The following is a 16873-nucleotide window of genomic DNA, read 5'->3' on the forward strand; positions in this document are numbered from 1 at the left end:
GTCAGCTAACCCCCGCGTTTTCCGGGGAGAACGGCATATCAAGCCCCAGCAGATCTGCGAATAGATGTTCGTATTCCTGTGCCATGCGCGCAGCCGAGTACTTTTCATCAATCAACTGGCGTGCGTTGGCGGATAACCGGGCCGCGAGCGCAGAATCGTCAAGGAGCCGACGACAACTGTTGGCAAGGGCTGCCTTATCGCCGTGTGGCGCCAACAATCCCGTTTCGCCATGTGTGACAAGCTTGTCAACACCGGGGATATCATAAGCAACCACTGGAATACCCACCGCCATGGCCTCCATCATGCACCGTGGAATCCCCTCCAAAGAAGAGGTCATAACAAACAGGTTAAAACGGGACAACAGCTCAAGTCTGTCGCTGCGGAAACCCAAAAATTCGATGGCTTTGGCGCTGGCCTGCCGAGCCGCCTTTTCTTCAAGCTCCTCACGCTGGCGCCCGTCGCCCAGAAGCTGCAGTTTGAGGGTTTTGTCTTCCCGGTAAAGCTGGTCGAAAACGTCAAGTAGATCCGGAATTCCTTTTCGCGGGATCATCTGACCGATGAAACCTATAACACGATCCACGCTGTTTGATTGATTTCCTGGTTTAAATTCTTTGAGAGAAGCATCAATTTCGGTGAGGTCCACACCATTTCGTACGAAGGCTATCTTTCTGTCTGGGACCCCAAACCGTTTCATGTCGGCCACAAGCTCTTCCGAGAGCGGAGCCACACGATCGAAGTATTTCAACATCCAGGTGCCTATTCGAATAAAGGCCCCGAGCTTCAAACCAACGTTTCCGGAAAAGCCGTGGGGCGTGCTAACACAGCGAATTCCCGCACGCCTCGCTGCAAGCAGGCCGAGAATATCCGACTTGTAGCCATGGGTATGAATAACATCAATGCGTCGCTTTTTAATCACATCACAAAGCTGCTTCACGACTCTGAAGTCGAACCGGCCGGCCATATCCAGATAATGCACCTCACCTACTGAACCCGGATAAAGTTCCGCTACTGTCAGGTCTTGTGCAGAGCTTTCACGAGTGACCGCAAGATCACAGACAAGATGATCCCGGTTCAGGTTATTAGCCAGGGCAAGCACCCATCGTTCTGCGCCATAGAACCCCGCAGGCGTAATGAACTGCAACACTCTCAGGGGTTTCATAAAGACTCAGCTCCTGTGGGATTTTTGAATTTTCGGGACGTCGCCCGACTGGTTTTCGTGTCGTTTATATAGCGCAGGTAGTAAATGTTGGCGGCAGCGGCGATAAACAGGAAAAACCAGAAGAAGATCTCTGCTCGTATGCGGTCGATGAAAGTCGCGGCCACCATAAACGAGATCATGGCGCACTGAAGCGAAATCATCTGAAAATACGCATCGTTTCGCCCCTGTTCGATCAGGTGCTTTTTCGTGTCGCCCAGCAGGCGCCAGGTTGAAAACAAAAGGCAGAGAAAAATGGCGGCTCCAATCCAGCCGACTTCTCCCAGAAGTTGGAACCAGGTTGAATGGACGGCACGATTCTCAACCCGGTAAGTTGTCACACTCTCATCGAGATACGAGCCGCTCAGTGTCTGAAAGCCACCAATACCCACACCCATCGGATAATCCTCAAGGACATCGAAGGTAGCCCACCAGAAATGCATTCGGCCAGCTCCGCCTCTCTGACCATCCTCGTCTGCCTGAAGTGTCTGCATGCGCTCCCAGAACGTGTCATCGGCAACGTACAATCCGCCGGAAAGCCCGGCCAGGATGATCACGATGGCAGTAGCCCGTTGGCCCGCCTTCTGAAACCGGGAGAAGAGCATGTAACAAATGAATAATCCGCCTCCTGCAACGACTCCCAAAAAAGCACCGCGACTGTTGATAAGTACCAGAGCATTGACAATGAACGCACCACACAAAAAGCATAAAAGCCGGATCTTTTTGTTGCCCATCCAGGCGTAATAGATCAATAACACAGCAGCGGGTACCAGAGCAGCTGCTGTGTGGTTGGAGTCCCCGCCCGTATCCACCATGCCTATACCTTCTACCCGACCTGTAGAGCCCCGACCGACAGTCCACGCCACGTATCCCACATAGGTTGCACCGACAATGTAGGTCCAGAGGACAGCGTTAAGCGCTCTCTCGGAATGGATCAGCTTGTATGCGATGGCAATAATGATAATCAGCTTCGTGAAATCGAAGGTGAATTGATGATGTGCGGCCGGGTTTACCGCAAATAGATACGCCACGTAATACATGCCCAGGAACAGAACCAGCCACTTTGCCAGGGGCTGCCGGGACCATGGGCTGAGAGGAGAGAGGGTTTTATAGTGTATTGTCAGTGCCATCATCATCAGCACAACAGTAACCAAAGAGTATCTGAGCCCTGGAATATGGGCAGACCACCAGCGCACATCCGGGTTCAGCATGTAGACAATCTGATAAAGCATGAACGAGGCGGTGGCGCTGTAAAAAAACGTCGCAACAACGCCTGCGAAAAAGACCGTCAAGAATAAAAGCGCAAACTTGGACATCAGTTTTGCTCCCGCCCCGGCCTTGCGCTATTCCATACAACCTGGGTTTCACCCCGAAGTGCTCTGAAAATGCCTTTCAGGGAATAGAGATTCACCATTACGAAGTAATAGGGAAATGAGAACCACACGGGGAGACGGTTCTTATCCTCGGCTCGATAACCCACCCAAGCCAACAGCAGCAAGGCGATGGCACCCAGAGTAATCAACTGGAACAAGCCGTAGCCGCGCAACGCTAGAATTACGCTACCAATGGTCCCAATGGCCAGAAACAACGGAATCAGCCACCGCAAAAACTTGTGAGAAATAACCTGCCAGGCAAACACCCTTGACTTGAACGGGTTCATGGTCGCTTTAACCCGCATCAACCCCCTGATGCTTCGATTCACGATCCGCTCTTTTCGTGCCACCTCCCGGTCGAAATCACCCGCTGTTTCTTCAAAGCACGTTGCCTCACCATCGAATACGCCCCTGTAACCCTTAGCAATAATCTGCAGTGGATTGACGAAATCGTTGATGTCCTGCTGCTGAAGCGGTTCCCAGAGCTCCGTCCGAATGGCATAAATGGCGCCATCGCCACCCACCACGGAATGCAGCCTGGACTCCATGGATTTTATGGCAAGCTCATAGTTCCAATAGAGGTTTTCGTTTTGTGCACTGGCACCCTGATCACCATCTGTATACAGCGCAGCCCCCACAACATAGCCCACCTTGGGATCGGCAAGATTGCGCACCAGTTTTGAGATGGCGTCCGAAGCATACATAGCATTTGCGTCACTGAAGACTGTAACCTCTTCAGAAACCTGCTCCATTGCTAGGTTGATCCCCATCGTTTTCCCGAGGCGTCCCTCCTGGCGGATTAGTAGAACCCCGTCATCCGAAAACTCTCTTACCAGATCATCAGTGCCATCATCGGAACCGTCCGACACCACAATAATCCGAAGTGAGCCTTTCGGGTAATCCAGTTCCAGTGCATTGCGGAGTTTTTCGCGGATAACCTCTGCTTCGTTGTAACAGGAGATGATCAGCGCCACCGAAGGAAATGAATCCTCGCGCTGGTGTGTGACCATTGGTTTGCCACGGGTGAAAAGCCACAGTAGCGCTGGGTAACCGATATAGACGTACACAGGAATCAACAGGCAGATCACGGTAACCACAAGTACGAAAATCATAAGGTGATGTAGCGCCTCAGTTTAGGGCCTATCCAATTTGCCAGTGCAAGCGGCAGTCTTCGCCAGACCCTCTCGACGAACGGCCGTAAACGGGAGCCAGGGGTTTGCTCACTCGGCATATTGGCAGACTGGTAGGAACCATCGCCCGCCACCCACTCTTTCCAGACCAACTCGTAGGGCTTGGCACCCCACTGTTTTTTGAACCGGTACGTTCCTTCGCCCATCGTTGACCGCCCGAAATCGAACATCTGGCAGCCCCGGTCGCAAACGTGGCCAAGCAGCGTCCAGTATAGGAGCATATTTGGCGCCAGATGGTTATACCGGTCCAGCGTAGACGCCCAGGGAATACAGGCCTGGTCGCGAGCCAGAAGCACTATTCCCGCTCCAACCGGAAGATCCTCGAGGAATACCAGGCCAACCAGCATCTGATCGCCGAACGCCAGCTTCAATTCCCGGAACCACGTCTGGCTGTGCACCGGGGATCCAAGCCGGCGCATATTCCGGGCAAATACTTCATAAAACAGGTCCACCGCTTCGATGTCATTTCGTATCTCGGCTGTCAGACCGTTTTTCTCGGCTTTGCGGATCTGGCTGCGGAGTTTTGGTTTGTAGCTTTTAAAAAGCGCCTCTGAGTTTTCCGGCAGTGGGCATAACATGCGCACTTTCCCCTCGGCCGCATCCGTTTGTGCTTCACCCAGTGCTTCGCCACCTTCTCGAATCCCCAGCAGCCTTGCCTTATTCGTCTTCGTAAGGCCTTTAGCCTCTGTCTCTAGCAGGTAACGCACATCATCATCATCGGCCAGTGGACCACCCAGGTCACAGAAAGGCAGAGAGACAAGGCTTTTTGATCCGACTGGTGGCTTCACCTCGACTAATGGCAGCACGCCACACAAGTCTCCTTCCCTGTGCACCGTTACGAGCCAACCGGTATGGTGATAAGCCCGCTCTATAGCTTTTAACCAGCCGCTATTGTGATAAGGCGTCGCCTCCGGGTGGCCGGACACGTAAGCATCGTATTCCTCAATGGGATAAACGCTCATCCGGGACACGCGAACCTGCAGATCAGCGTTCATTGCCACCCCCCGCCTCCCTGATCCAGCGGTTTCTGGCACGACGTGCCACATCTTCAAGCTTCAGTTTGAAACGGGCCCTTTGCAGCGAAATCTGCACCAGGTGCCGATGCAGATGCCCCAGGTTTGACTTGTAGCGCTCATCGCCCCCCATAAAATCGTAATAATGAAAACCATGGTGACGATAGTCTTCAATACAAAGGCTGTGGCCCAGCAATCCAGGCTTCAAACGGTTGTCGGTCTCAACTTCCATACCGCCCAGATAGAAATAAACCACCTGGTTGTAAACAAGATTGTAGAAAGAGGCGATTTCCTCATCACCGACCATGAGCGACACCAGATCTACCCCGCCATCCGGCCATTGGAAACGAATCAGCTCGCGGTGAAAACGCACAAAATCGGGATTCGCAAAGCCACTTTGATCAGGGCCCGCCCCCCAACGCTCGAGATGCCTTGGACCGATCCGGTCAAACACCGCAAGGGCTTCCTCTACCGAATCGGGGCGAACCAGGCGTACATCGCCCCGCTGCTGGTATAGCCGATAGCAGCGGTTGATCTGGTGGCGGGTATTTCTCGACAGGGTGTCCAGGTACCGTCCTCCAGTTCGTCTGAGGTGATCAAGATCTACTCCGAAACAGGGAGCTTCCCAGCGAAGGTGTTTGTGCAGGCCGGTTATACGTGCGTAACGTTCCGCCTCTTCCGCATCAATCGCGCCGATGACAAATTCATCCCAATCCGGCATCGAATTGCACAGATACCGCAGGCACGCATCCGCTACCGCGTCTTCCTTGCCGTGTTCTGCCAGAAACCCGTTGTACTCTATCCAGATCTGGTCCAGAAGCTTGTGCCCCGTTTGATGAAGCCTCAAGCAACGGGATTTCAGTACGCCATGGCGGCGTTCATCGGTTTCGACCACCAACCCCAAACCCACGAGGCGTTCACCCTCGATTACCCGCAGTACCCAGGCATGAGGCTGATAGACATGAAGCCAATGCCCCAGCCATTGCCACGAAAGAAAGACCGTGGGCGACGCACGGCCCTCAAGATCGAGCCAGTCATCACGAAGCTGTGTGCTGCCGGCCGCTGGCTCTCTTGTTACTGTCAGCAATCCTGCTGTCATGGCGTTAGTTCCGTTAGCCTGAAATCAGTGCTGGGGGTTGGGATGTTTCACCAGGAACGGCCCGATCGCCAGGTAATCCAGAGCACCTTGCAGGAAAGCACGAACTCCATCTTCCGGGGAATCCACAATGGGCTCCTCGTGCATATTAAAGCTGGTGTTTATCAGGCTGGGTATGCCACTGAGTTTTTCGTACTCCTTGAGAATATCGTAATAGCCCGGATTCACTTCCCGCTGTATCAGCTGGGGTCGAGCCGTACCATCAACGTGCACGGCGGCCGGGCAGTTCTCTCGCATGAACTCGGTGCAGTCAAAAGTGATGGTCATGAATTCGGCAGCGTGCTCGGCGCCACTAATATTGTGGTAACACTTTTCTCTCGCCTCGTAGAGAGTCACCGGTGCAAAGGGCATAAATTCCGTGCGTCCGAGACGCTTATTGAGCCATTGGTTCACTTCCGGTTCCCTGGCGTGATACATGATCGATCGGTTCCCAAGGGCCCTTGGACCGTATTCCATCCTGCCATCGAAGCGGGCAACCACTTGACCGCTATGTATCAGCCCTGCGACCTCGGCAGCGAGATTCTCGGGGCGCCGATAGTCAAGCCCCTCAGCCTGAAGGGCCTTTTCAATTTCCGCCTCGGAATAATCAGGCCCCATGTAAGCGCTGGAGATTGAGGGTTTTACGCCTCCCGGCCAGCTATGGTAAAGCGCTGCGCCAGTGCCACACCCCCCGTCTCCCATGTTCGGATACACGAAGATGTGGTTGACGCCTTCAATCTCGAAGATCCGCTGATTCAGCTTAACGTTCGCCGTCACACCGCCAGAGAGAACGATGGTATCTATGCCGGTTTTCTGAACCCAGTAGCGGATATAGTTCGTCGCTACTTTTTCCAGAACGTATTGGTACGCGGCGGCGACATCTATTTTTGGAAACTTGGAAGCGAGATAGCGGGAAAAGTAAACGTTATTCGCCTCGTAAATGCGAAAATCGCCCGGTGCTTCGTCAATTCGGGAAAGAAGAATATCGCCAAGAATTGAGGGATCTCCGTAGGATGCAAGGCCTACAATTTTTCCCTCATGGCGGCTGGGTTTGAAGCCGAGGCTTGATGTTACATGTTCATAGAGTGTGCCCAGAGAGTTGGGAAATGGCAGTCCATGCAAACGACGGATCTTGCCATCCCGCCCTTCGCTCACGGAACCGGCGAGGCCCGAGCCATAGCCGTCCAGAGTGACACAGAGTGCCCGCTCGAAACCGCTGCACAGGAAGCTGTTGGCGGCATGAGACAGATGATGGTCCATGCGCTTGACCGGTTTTGTCCAACCCATCTCGGCCAGGCCAGCTGTTAAATCCTTTTCCCAATGCTGGAACGATTGAGTTGCGGCTTCCCCCCACTGGCGCGAAGATTTCAAAGCGGCGGTATTAGAAGCAAGTTTCTGCGCTCCAGCCATACTGTAATAGGAGCTGTGAAGAAACCCCTTCTCCATAATGGCATTCGGGTGTTCCAGCCCATGGATAGGCTCGTTTCTGTCAGGCACGCGCCCCAGAGCCTCTTTTATCTGCGGCCCCAAATCTTTCGGATGGAACTCTTTGATAAACGCACGTTCGTCCTCAAGATTTTTCGAAAACAGTTTTTGCTCGTTGTCCCAAGTCAGGAATGGGTAACAAACCTGGTCGAAGTCATTTATGGAGAGGCCGGTGTAGGCAAGAGCCTTTTCAAGAGCCAGCCTTGGGAAACCGGATTGTTGCTTTGTTCTGGAGAAGCGCTCCTCTCCAGCGGCGAACAGAATGTTCCCGTCCTCAACGATCGAAACGGTTGAATCCTTGTCTAGCGGGGAAATCCCGAGCACCTTCATGCCATACTCTCCATAAGCTTGCGAATGCGAACAGGCGTCGAAGCCTGGCCACCTAACTCATTGAAAAAGAAATCGAAATAACGTCGGAAACTGTCCAGGAACTGGCGAAGTTGGGCGTCGTCCTGCACATAGGTGGTATTCCCGGGTACGACACTGGGGCTGTGGAAGCTCCAGGTGAAGGTCCGGACGCCTTGCTTGTACAACGCACGGGTTAGCTTGATATGTTCTGCCGGACTGAAGCCCTCTGGTGATAGCATCAACCTGTCCACGGCCCCAAGCCGCGAAAGGATTCCCGGTGCCTTCAACTTTTTGAGGGCCTGGGCAGTCTCGAATAAAGGAACCGCTGCCGCGTTCGCCCATCCAATGAACCCACCAGTGCAAGGTAATTCAAGGATTGGCTTCTCGGTTCCACCAAACCAGAACGGATGAGCATCGAACCGGCGATAATCCGGCCCGCCATCGGCTCTGGAATCCAGCGGTGGGCAGACAGAAAGATCAACATTGAACCCCAATTCCTGCAGAATTCCCGTCGTATTGGGTCCGAACCCGTAACGACCTGCTTTATACGCAACGGGCGCGGAACCGAAGTTTTCGCTAATCGTGTCACGCAGCGTCTGGAGCTTTTTGCGTTCCAGAGCTTCAGGAAGATTGCCCGGATAGGTGTTTGGCTTGGAGAGCACTTCTTCAATGGGTGGGTTCACCCAGGGATGCAGGTGGGCACCAATTTCGCACTGCCCTTTTTCTGCAAACTCTTTAAGCAGTCCGTATCCCTCGGGCTTACTGGCAACCGGATAATCAATGACGTAGCAGGGCTTAATGCCATAATCATTAAAAATCGCCTGAGCTCGATCAATGTGGGCCATGGCGGATACGCCATTTGCTTCTGAGTCAGGTTCGGCATTCCAGTCGAACTCTTCTTCTGTATCAATCACAACTACAAGTTGTGGCGGGGTTTCGGCAGGGAGCCTTATGTCTTTCCGTTGATCGAACATAATTCCTTTCCTGGAAGTCTCTCAAGCGCCTACTTCGGCTGGCCAGTGAGCGAAAAACCTTTGGTAAGAACAAGACGCAATACAAACTGCTCCTGGTCGCTTCTCGCTATCCGGCTTCTCAGATACGACTGATTGAATTGCACGCTGAATGAGGTGTCTTCCGCCAGTTGCCGTGTCCAGCTCGCATTAAAACGGTGGATCTGATCAATGATTGTTCCGGCTTCCTCGCCTGCGTCACCCTGCCAGATGTAGGCAAAATTCAAACGCTGCAGGGTCGTGAGTTCAAATCCCAGATTCACACTTGCCGTATATTCATGGGTAGTAGCGCCGGTTATCTCAGACTCAAACAGGGCAGCTTCTGCTGCAACCCCTAGCGTGCAAGCACTGCATAACCTTGATGTGTTGTGGGTAACGAGAACGGAATCGCTTACCACAAGGTCTCGTATTCGAATCGTGTCCGGTAAGAAATCAAAGATCTCCGGGAAGTCTAACGAGAGGTCAGTTGCGCTGTCTGACAGCCTGCGGTTGTATTGAACCGACGTTCGCCAATCGCTTGCAATCCAGGTGCGATCAAGAAAACCCGTGCCAGCATCACTTTCAGTAACTGTGCCATCAGGAAATTCTGTATCGGCTTTGCTCGCGCCTGCACCAATGCTGAAGGTTCCGCTTTCTAATGAACGTTCAAACACAAGCTGTGCAGAGTCGATGGTTATATCTACTCCGTCATCGTTAGACCAACTACGACTACCAATGACACTTCCCGTTGACCGTTCGCTTAGTCTGCGGGAGAACTCACTCGAAGCTGTGAAAGATTCTTTGTCATTGAGATCTCCGCTGCCAAAGCTTTTGCCAGCCTGGCCAGAGAACCGAAGGATTGATAGGTCACCTGGAAAGAACCTGAACCCTGCACCTGCGCTCAGAGTATTCTGAGTGTCGTAACTGGAAGGATTGACAACGAAGCCTGTGTTATTTCGAACAGAACTGACCGTGTGGCCCAGATTAAAGTCGAAGCGGCTGGCCGGATCGAAATGAGAATACCTAGAGGCGCCCGTTACTGAGCTTGAGTCGGTTTGATCGCCTCCGGAGAGATCACGCTTGGTTTCCAAAGTCCCGCCGTACTGAAGCGCGAGTGCATTCGCCCCACTCTCGACCTGCCCCCCAAGACTACCCGATACACCTACACTGGGCTCGGTGTTTGTATCTGTTCCGGTGGCATTGTCGGTGCGAGTGTGGGTGATAGCTGTAAAGACGGAACCTGAGCCTGAAATCTGCGTCACGTTTTCACTCAGGCTTTGGCCGACGACCGTGTTTGGCAAGATGCAGGCAGAAAACGACATGAAAATCAGAAAGCGAGCTTTTTTCCGGTTTCTCAGATCCATATGCTTACTCCTGAAAAACCAGGCCTGAGAATTTATCGGATCCCAGAATATCGACTGAATCTTCTATCGTTTCCGCAGTAACATCTCCGAACGGAACACCGAATACTATCTGATCGGCGAATCGTTCTAGAATCCTCGCTTCTGTGCTCTCCCTGAATGGTGGCGCATTGAGAATAATGCATCTATCAGGATAGCGTGCCTTCAACTCAGCAATAAGGTCACGCATTCGAACCGCGGCGAACAGCTCGACAGCAGAGGACGCCTGGGTGCCGGCCGGTATAACACTCAAACGCGCGACACCACTTGGATACAGGATGTCCTTGATTGAAAGTGCCTTGTCCGCCACGAAATCGGTTACACCAGAGTTCATTTTGGTAGAAACAAGATCATTCAGGCCACTGTTGTATGGGTCACAATCGACCAGAAGCGCTGAGGTATGAGAGTCCATGGCAAACGAAGCGGCAAGATTGAATGCCGTAAGAACGGAATTCACCCGATTGCCAAGACTGCTGAACATAACCACGAAATTACCTTCACCGGCCCGATTCCTGAGCTGGATCCGCAATTCCCGATAGGCATCCATCACTTCCTTGTCCGGCATTCCGGGAAATATGATCTTCCGTTCCCGGAGTTGTTCGCGTGTCCAGGGCTTCGGATTTCCGATAAGTTCAAGCGAAACGGAAGAGTCATAAACTGTCGGTGGGTGTTCACGTTCGTCAACGTCAACCCTCACCCAGTTGGGATTCACGCGATCGGAGCCGGCATACGGGCGCTCTTTCCTGAAATTTTCCTCCGGTTTCGCCTCCCCTCTTTTAAGTTCCAACTGACGGCGTTGTTCATCCTGACTCTTGAGCAGCGCCTTGTAGAGTTTATTGTCGTCCATTACCTGCTCCCGAGGCCTGCCAACTCTGCAATTTTGTTAACCAACTGATCAGGAGTAACTCCCATTACACTGAACAGGAGGACTGACAAATACCCAATCATAAAGATAGTGAGCAAAAACAGAATGATAAGAACGTCTTTCCTCAGAAGTCTGTCTTTCCATGTGCTGCGATAGTGAGGAATAGTTGTGATAACAGGAATGCTCTCCGGGAGCGCGAGTTGTAGAGTTCTGGGAGAACGCACTCTCTGATCAAACATTACAAGCAACGTCAGCAACCCAATCACCATGGCGCTGCCGAGGAAAGGACCTGCAAGACCAACCTGGTATAACTGCAATCCATCCCAGTGCGTGGGATAGGACGCCGGCTCCTGGATCTTGTAGCTGACTCCCTCACCCTGAACATCCAATGTCATCGACAGCCGAGCCTTTTCCCTCCGCTGCAACATGTCTTCGTAAACATCACGGGTAACGTCGTAATCTCTGGTGAGCTCTGACAATTGAGCCTGGTTCTCTGCGACACGTTGAGAACGGTCAAACGCTTCATTGAGCAATCTTTCCAAAGATGCAAGCCGGTTTTTCTGAACAGCAAGCCTCGTCGTGCTGTCTGCCAACTGAATCTTCAGATTCTCATAAACAGGATTTTCCAATACTTCTGTAACGCTGCCTTCCCTGCTGTCATCACTCTGCGTGGACACCTGTTGTTCCAGGTCGGCGATCTGATCCTTGATGCTAACTACATCTGGATGCCGCTCGTGAAAACGCAACAAAAGCGAATCCATTTCTTGCCTGAGTGCCGCCAGACGACGTTCTGCCGATGATTTTCCTGGGTCAACAGTAATTCTCCGGACCGGTTCTTCCTTCTCGAGTTGGGCTCTGGTCAGTTGAACCTCGGATTCGGTTTGTTGTATTTCCAGCTTCAGGTTTTCGATATCCCGGCGAAGATTCTCAATCCTGGCCTGCACATTGCCTTCGGTGCCATCCTGATTATTGGCTTTGAATTCCTTTAGGCGCTGTTCAGCCTCCTCCAACTGGCGCTGATAGGATTTAACCTGTGAATCGATAAACTCGAATGCCCCCTGACTCTCGGAGCGTTTTTTACGGACTGTTCGTTCGACAAACCGGTCTAGAGCTGAGCTTAATACCTGGAATGATTGATCTGGGCTACCGCTGGTGTAGGTCAGCTCCAGAAAGTTGCGATTAGAAACCCGGAGCGCAATATCCTTTCTAAGCTCCGAAATAGTGTTGTTCCGTTCGATATCAGTTTCCCCACCCCGAAGCATGCCAGTATCCATAGCCACCTGCTCCAGGAAAGAACGACTATGAATCATTTCCCGGGCTTCATTGATCCTGTCGAGCTGAGTAACCTCAGCCTGACCTCTCAACAGAGGCTGGAGAATATTCGACTGGTCAGCGTAGAGAACAGCTTCGGAGGTATAACTTTTGGGTGTTACATAGCCCACCATCAACACCCCGGCGGTTACGACCATAAATATTACCGCCGCCGCCACTCGGTGCCGAAAAAGCTCAAGCTTTATTGCACGCAGGGTATCGAGAATGAACTGGATGTCCATCAGAGCTCGCCTCTAAATAATTGCTTGCGCGGAACACTGATTACGTCGCCCGGCTGCAATGCGTGGTTGGTGCGCATATCACCGTCTGTAAGAATGGCGTCGAGATCCAGGACGAAACTCTGGTATTCACCGTTGATCTGGCGATGCAGAACGGCCCGACCATCTGCTGCAAAATCAGTCACACCTCCGGCGATCAATACAATATCGAGAACCGTCATGCCAGGCTGGAAAGCCACCGATTGAGGCTGTGCAACCTGGCCGGTAATACGGATACGGTTCCGGAACTCCTTGCTTGCCGGGCTGGTTACCATAATGGTCACTTCGGGTGTACGGATATATTCACCCAGAGCGACACTGATTTCAGAGGCCAGAGCTTCGGGTTCTTTGCCCTCCGCTTTTACATCACCCATCAAAGGCATAGAAATAAATCCATCCGGCCGCACAACGATGGATTGCCCGAGCTCCGGGTTCCGCCAAACATGGATCGAAATCGTGTCGCCGACACCAATCTGATACGGCTCGGGGTCCAGCTCCGAGACCGGTGGCATTTCCGTTGAAGACGGGAGACCAGAACACCCCCCAAGGATCAGAACCATAAAAGCAACCAATCCGGCCCTAAAAGACGTGAACGTACCCATAAATGCTCTCCAAATCCCTGTTGTTCTGTTAATCATCTCTAACGTACACCTTTGCCCAGGAGAACCACCTCTACCGTCTGAATCATAATCAACAAATCCATGACGAAGCTGTGATTCTTTGAATAATAAAGGTCGTACTCAAGCTTACCTTTGGCATCCTCGACCGATGCACCGTAAGGATATTTAAGCTGTGCCCAGCCCATTAAGCCAGGCTTGACATAATGTCGTGTGTCGTAAAAAGGGATCTTTTCCTTAAGTTCGGATACAAACTCCGGGCGTTCCGGGCGGGGCCCAACGATACTCATTTCACCCTTGATCACATTGTAGATCTGCGGGAGTTCGTCTAAACGGGTATTGCGAATAAAGGCCCCGACCCGGGTAATCCTGTCGTCGTTTGCCGAAGCCCATCGGGCCTTGCCATCTTTCTCTGCGTCCTGACGCATGCTGCGGAATTTATAAATACGGAATTCCTTGCCAAGCATGCCCACCCTGCTTTGACTGTAAAGAATGGGTCGCCCCGTTTCTATAAACACCGCCAAAGCTGTAAGCACAATAAACGGAAACATGATTGCGAGTAGGCTCAGGCTGATAGCGAGATCAAGCAGACGCTTCGCGAAAGCGCGGCTCTTTGATGCTTTGAACCCCTCTGAGAATACAATCCATGATGGATGGACCATATCCAACTTTGCCTTTTTCAGCTCCCGCTCATAGAAATCAAGGCCGTTGGTAACTGCAATACCACGAAGTTTGCACTCCATTAATTCCGGCACAGGTAACCAACCACCTTCTGTGCGTCTACGTTCCTGCTGAGCAACCACAATTTCGGACACATTATTCTGGCGGCAGAATTGATAGAAATCGTAAGGGGTTGGTACAAGCTTATCTTCAGCAACAGCTTTAGACGGATTATCCGCAACACAGCCGATAATCCGGATTCCCAAAGCCCGCATATTCCGCTCGTATTCATCCAGCAGGGAAGCCGCAAAGTCGCCGGCGCCAAAGATTACCACGCGCCGGACCACCTGCTCGGAATCAACGATCCGAAGAAAGGCAAGGCGAAGCAGAATAACTACCATTGACGCGAATATGACAGCCCAGAATAGGTTGGCGCTGCCCGGATCAGCGGAGGGCAGAAGAACGTAGACGACCGTCAGTCCGATACCGCCAACGAAGCAATAGGCGACCAGAGTCCGGAAGAGTAGCGAGGACAAGCTCTCATGGACCATGGCAAGGTAGCCACCCATAGCCAAAGTGCCACAGCTTAGGACAAGAGCAAACAGGAAGGCTGAGATAATATCGGTATTCATCGGAGCGTGGTCGACGCCCGCAAGCGAAAGGAAAAGCGTTAAAAGCGAAAAAATGGCAAAGAGAACCGAAAACTCCAGTACGCCTAGTACCAGATACGGGATGTGCAGGTAGTGTTTTCGGAAACGTATGTACGACACGCTGAACTTCCTTGTCGTCTGTTCGACAATCAGCGACAGACCAACATCTAATTCTCCCGGCAGTTACTCACCCTTTACCACCGGATCCCTTTTTTCATCTGAATCATTCTGCGCCGAGCACCCGGCAATCTCAACCGTATTGTATCTTTATGTAACACAGTTTTACATTCTTTTATATTTCAGTTGGTTTTTGACAACATCTAAAATTGTATTTGGCAGAGAGCTGGGTGAAAATCGTCCTACTTGGTGTTGAATTGGGAAGGAGTACCCATGTCGAGCCCGGAAGGAAAATCACCGCTGCACGCAATGAGTATCGATGTGGAAGACTACTTCCACGTTGCAGCATTGTCTGGGGTCATCCGCCCTGATCAATGGGATACTCTGCCTAGCCGTGTCGAACGAAACACCGAACGTCTTCTGGAGCTTTTTGACCGCCATAACGTCAAGGCAACCTTTTTCGTTCTTGGCTGGGTCGCCGATCGATTTCCAAAGCTGATCAGAAAGTTGGCGGATCACGGCCACGAAATTGCCTCTCATGGGTACAGCCACCAGCTCATTTACAATCAATCCCAGGAGACGTTTCGCGAGGAAACCCTTCGCTCCAAAGCCCTTTTGGAAGATATCATCGGTCGCGAGGTAAACGGGTACCGGGCCGCCAGCTATTCGATCACAAGAGATTCTCTCTGGGCCCTCGACATTCTCAGCGAGGCTGGTTTCCATTGGGATTCGAGTATATTTCCAATCCGCCATGACCGATATGGCATCCCGGATTCGCCATCAGCCCCTTACTCGATTGAAACGACAAACGGCAGTATTATCCGCGAATTCCCGCTGACTACCGCTCACGTAATGGGGATGGCAATACCCGCAGCCGGTGGCGGCTATTTTCGTCAATTTCCCTATCCTGTTTTTCGATATCTGTTCCGCAATGCCTCAGGCTTTGGGGATCGCCCTCAGATGTTTTACCTGCATCCCTGGGAGATTGATCCGGACCAACCTCGTTACAACAATGCAAGCTGGTTCTCTCGCTTCCGCCACTACACCAATCTTGACCGCTGCTATGGTCGCTTGGAAAGGCTGCTCCAGGATTTCCGTTTTGGCACAGTAAGCGAAAGCTATAATGCCTACGAGCCGGATAAAACCCTTTTGCGAAGCAATCAAATGATTCGCTTGGCCTAGGTCAAGGACAGGAACTTACGATGTATCTGGAATTTTTCGGTCTGCACAGACACCCATTTCGCATCACCCCGGAAGACGACTTCATCTACATGAGCCAGCAGCATTCCCGTGCTTATGTTTACATGTCCTCCGCCATATGGAGTTCTGAGGGGTTTGTTGTGATCAGTGGGGAAATCGGCTCAGGCAAAACCACTTTGTTGAAGAAAACCATTCGCAATCTCGACGGTGATCTGAAGCTTCTCAACATTTCATATACCAACCTCGAATCCAAGGACCTTTTTGGGCTGATCCTTCGTAAAGCGGGAATGAAAGTCGAAGATGACAGCAAAGTCGCCATGCTGTTCCAGATCACTGAATATCTGGAGAAAATGGCAGCGGCAGGCACACCTGTGGTACTGACCATTGATGAGGCCCAAAACCTGACCCGGGAAAACCTGGAAGATATTCGCATGCTGACGGGAATGGAGAGTATGGGGGGGCCCTCCATGAGGGTGATCTTGCTGGGACAGCCGGAGCTGAAACAAGCCGTTTCCGCGATTCCACAGCTTTCACAAAGGGTTAAACTATTTTTCCATCTGGAAGGTCTTACAGCGGCAGAAACTGCAGAATATATTGATTACCGCCTGCTTGTCTCCGGGCATGGTGGTAACAAACTGTTTGACCAGGACACCGTGGCTGAAATCCACAAACTGAGCAAAGGGATTCCACGGCTGATCAACAAGTTATGCGACGGTATGATGATGTGCGCATACTCCGAAGACCGGCCTTTTATCGATCCGTTTGATCTCAAGGGAATCCGAAAGGACCTCCTTGGGGAGGATTCCCCAGAAACGAGCCAAAAACGACAAACCAGAAAGAAAAAAGAAGAGTCCTTTGTTAACCATCAGATGCCCCAGAGCCACGGAGCATCAGTAAGCTCGGAATCTGCTTTGATAAGAATCGCAGAAGCACTCGAACGAATTGATAGTCGGCTGGCAAAAATGGTTCCTGAAGAGAAGACTCATGCAGATCGGCACAGCCAGGCTGACAATGTAAAACCCCTTTCCCCAGGCAGGAAGTAGAAGG

Annotated in this window: 14 protein-coding genes; 2 read left to right on the forward strand and 12 right to left on the reverse strand. The window is 51.9% G+C overall.

The features are described 5' to 3' along the window. Nucleotide 1 precedes the first annotated feature (1 nt). Genes WA411_RS07085 through WA411_RS07140 form a run of 12 tightly spaced genes read right to left on the reverse strand, consistent with a single transcriptional unit; the run spans nucleotide 2 to nucleotide 14629 of the window. On the reverse strand, nucleotides 2–1159 hold the full coding sequence (locus WA411_RS07085; protein ID WP_336064798.1) for a glycosyltransferase family 4 protein: 1158 nt from the start codon (nucleotides 1157–1159) through the stop codon (nucleotides 2–4). Then, nucleotides 1156–2511, reverse strand: coding sequence for an O-antigen ligase family protein (locus WA411_RS07090; protein WP_336064799.1), 1356 nt, complete (start codon nucleotides 2509–2511; stop codon nucleotides 1156–1158). The genes WA411_RS07085 and WA411_RS07090 overlap by 4 nt, the downstream gene beginning before the upstream one ends. Beyond that, on the reverse strand, nucleotides 2511–3665 hold the full coding sequence (locus WA411_RS07095; RefSeq protein ID WP_336119306.1) for a glycosyltransferase family 2 protein: 1155 nt from the start codon (nucleotides 3663–3665) through the stop codon (nucleotides 2511–2513). Before WA411_RS07095 ends, WA411_RS07090 begins: the two co-directional genes overlap by 1 nt. 11 nt (nucleotides 3666–3676) lie before the next feature. Next, nucleotides 3677–4753: a FemAB family XrtA/PEP-CTERM system-associated protein gene (locus WA411_RS07100; protein WP_336064801.1), complete on the reverse strand. Its 1077-nt coding sequence runs from the start codon at nucleotides 4751–4753 to the stop codon at nucleotides 3677–3679. Beyond that, nucleotides 4743–5870: a GNAT family N-acetyltransferase gene (locus WA411_RS07105; protein ID WP_336064802.1), complete on the reverse strand. Its 1128-nt coding sequence runs from the start codon at nucleotides 5868–5870 to the stop codon at nucleotides 4743–4745. Before WA411_RS07105 ends, WA411_RS07100 begins: the two co-directional genes overlap by 11 nt. Before the next feature lie 24 nt (nucleotides 5871–5894). After that, nucleotides 5895–7721: a carbamoyltransferase family protein gene (locus tag WA411_RS07110; protein WP_336064803.1), complete on the reverse strand. Its 1827-nt coding sequence runs from the start codon at nucleotides 7719–7721 to the stop codon at nucleotides 5895–5897. Continuing rightward, on the reverse strand, nucleotides 7718–8713 hold the full coding sequence (locus WA411_RS07115) for a polysaccharide deacetylase family protein (RefSeq protein WP_336064804.1): 996 nt from the start codon (nucleotides 8711–8713) through the stop codon (nucleotides 7718–7720). Before WA411_RS07115 ends, WA411_RS07110 begins: the two co-directional genes overlap by 4 nt. Nucleotides 8714–8742: 29 nt before the next feature. Beyond that, nucleotides 8743–10092 carry a hypothetical protein gene (locus tag WA411_RS07120; RefSeq protein WP_336064805.1) on the reverse strand — a complete coding sequence of 450 codons (1350 nt, stop codon included), beginning with the start codon at nucleotides 10090–10092 and terminating at the stop codon, nucleotides 8743–8745. Between the two features lie 4 nt (nucleotides 10093–10096). Next, nucleotides 10097–10975: a polysaccharide biosynthesis protein gene (locus tag WA411_RS07125; protein WP_336064806.1), complete on the reverse strand. Its 879-nt coding sequence runs from the start codon at nucleotides 10973–10975 to the stop codon at nucleotides 10097–10099. Further along, complete coding sequence (locus WA411_RS07130) at nucleotides 10975–12546, reverse strand: XrtA system polysaccharide chain length determinant (protein ID WP_336064807.1); 1572 nt, start codon at nucleotides 12544–12546, stop codon at nucleotides 10975–10977. The genes WA411_RS07125 and WA411_RS07130 overlap by 1 nt, the downstream gene beginning before the upstream one ends. Beyond that, nucleotides 12546–13220 carry an XrtA/PEP-CTERM system exopolysaccharide export protein gene (locus tag WA411_RS07135; protein WP_336064808.1) on the reverse strand — a complete coding sequence of 225 codons (675 nt, stop codon included), beginning with the start codon at nucleotides 13218–13220 and terminating at the stop codon, nucleotides 12546–12548. The genes WA411_RS07130 and WA411_RS07135 overlap by 1 nt, the downstream gene beginning before the upstream one ends. A gap of 2 nt (nucleotides 13221–13222) precedes the next feature. After that, nucleotides 13223–14629 (reverse strand): TIGR03013 family XrtA/PEP-CTERM system glycosyltransferase, encoded by a 1407-nt coding sequence (locus WA411_RS07140; RefSeq protein ID WP_336064809.1) that lies wholly within the window; start codon nucleotides 14627–14629, stop codon nucleotides 13223–13225. Between the two features lie 270 nt (nucleotides 14630–14899). Here WA411_RS07140 and WA411_RS07145 point away from each other — a divergent pair, with 270 nt between their 5' ends. Both WA411_RS07145 and WA411_RS07150 read left to right on the forward strand, forming a co-directional pair. Continuing rightward, entirely contained in the window at nucleotides 14900–15808 is a 909-nt protein-coding gene (locus WA411_RS07145; RefSeq protein WP_336064810.1) for an XrtA system polysaccharide deacetylase, read from the forward strand. Between the two features lie 20 nt (nucleotides 15809–15828). Beyond that, nucleotides 15829–16869 (forward strand): ExeA family protein, encoded by a 1041-nt coding sequence (locus tag WA411_RS07150; RefSeq protein WP_336064811.1) that lies wholly within the window; start codon nucleotides 15829–15831, stop codon nucleotides 16867–16869. The last annotated feature ends 4 nt before the right edge of the window (nucleotides 16870–16873 follow it).

This window comes from Marinobacter sp. CH_CUG1437-1, assembly GCF_037029655.1.
Taxonomy (GTDB): domain Bacteria; phylum Pseudomonadota; class Gammaproteobacteria; order Pseudomonadales; family Oleiphilaceae; genus Marinobacter; species Marinobacter salsuginis.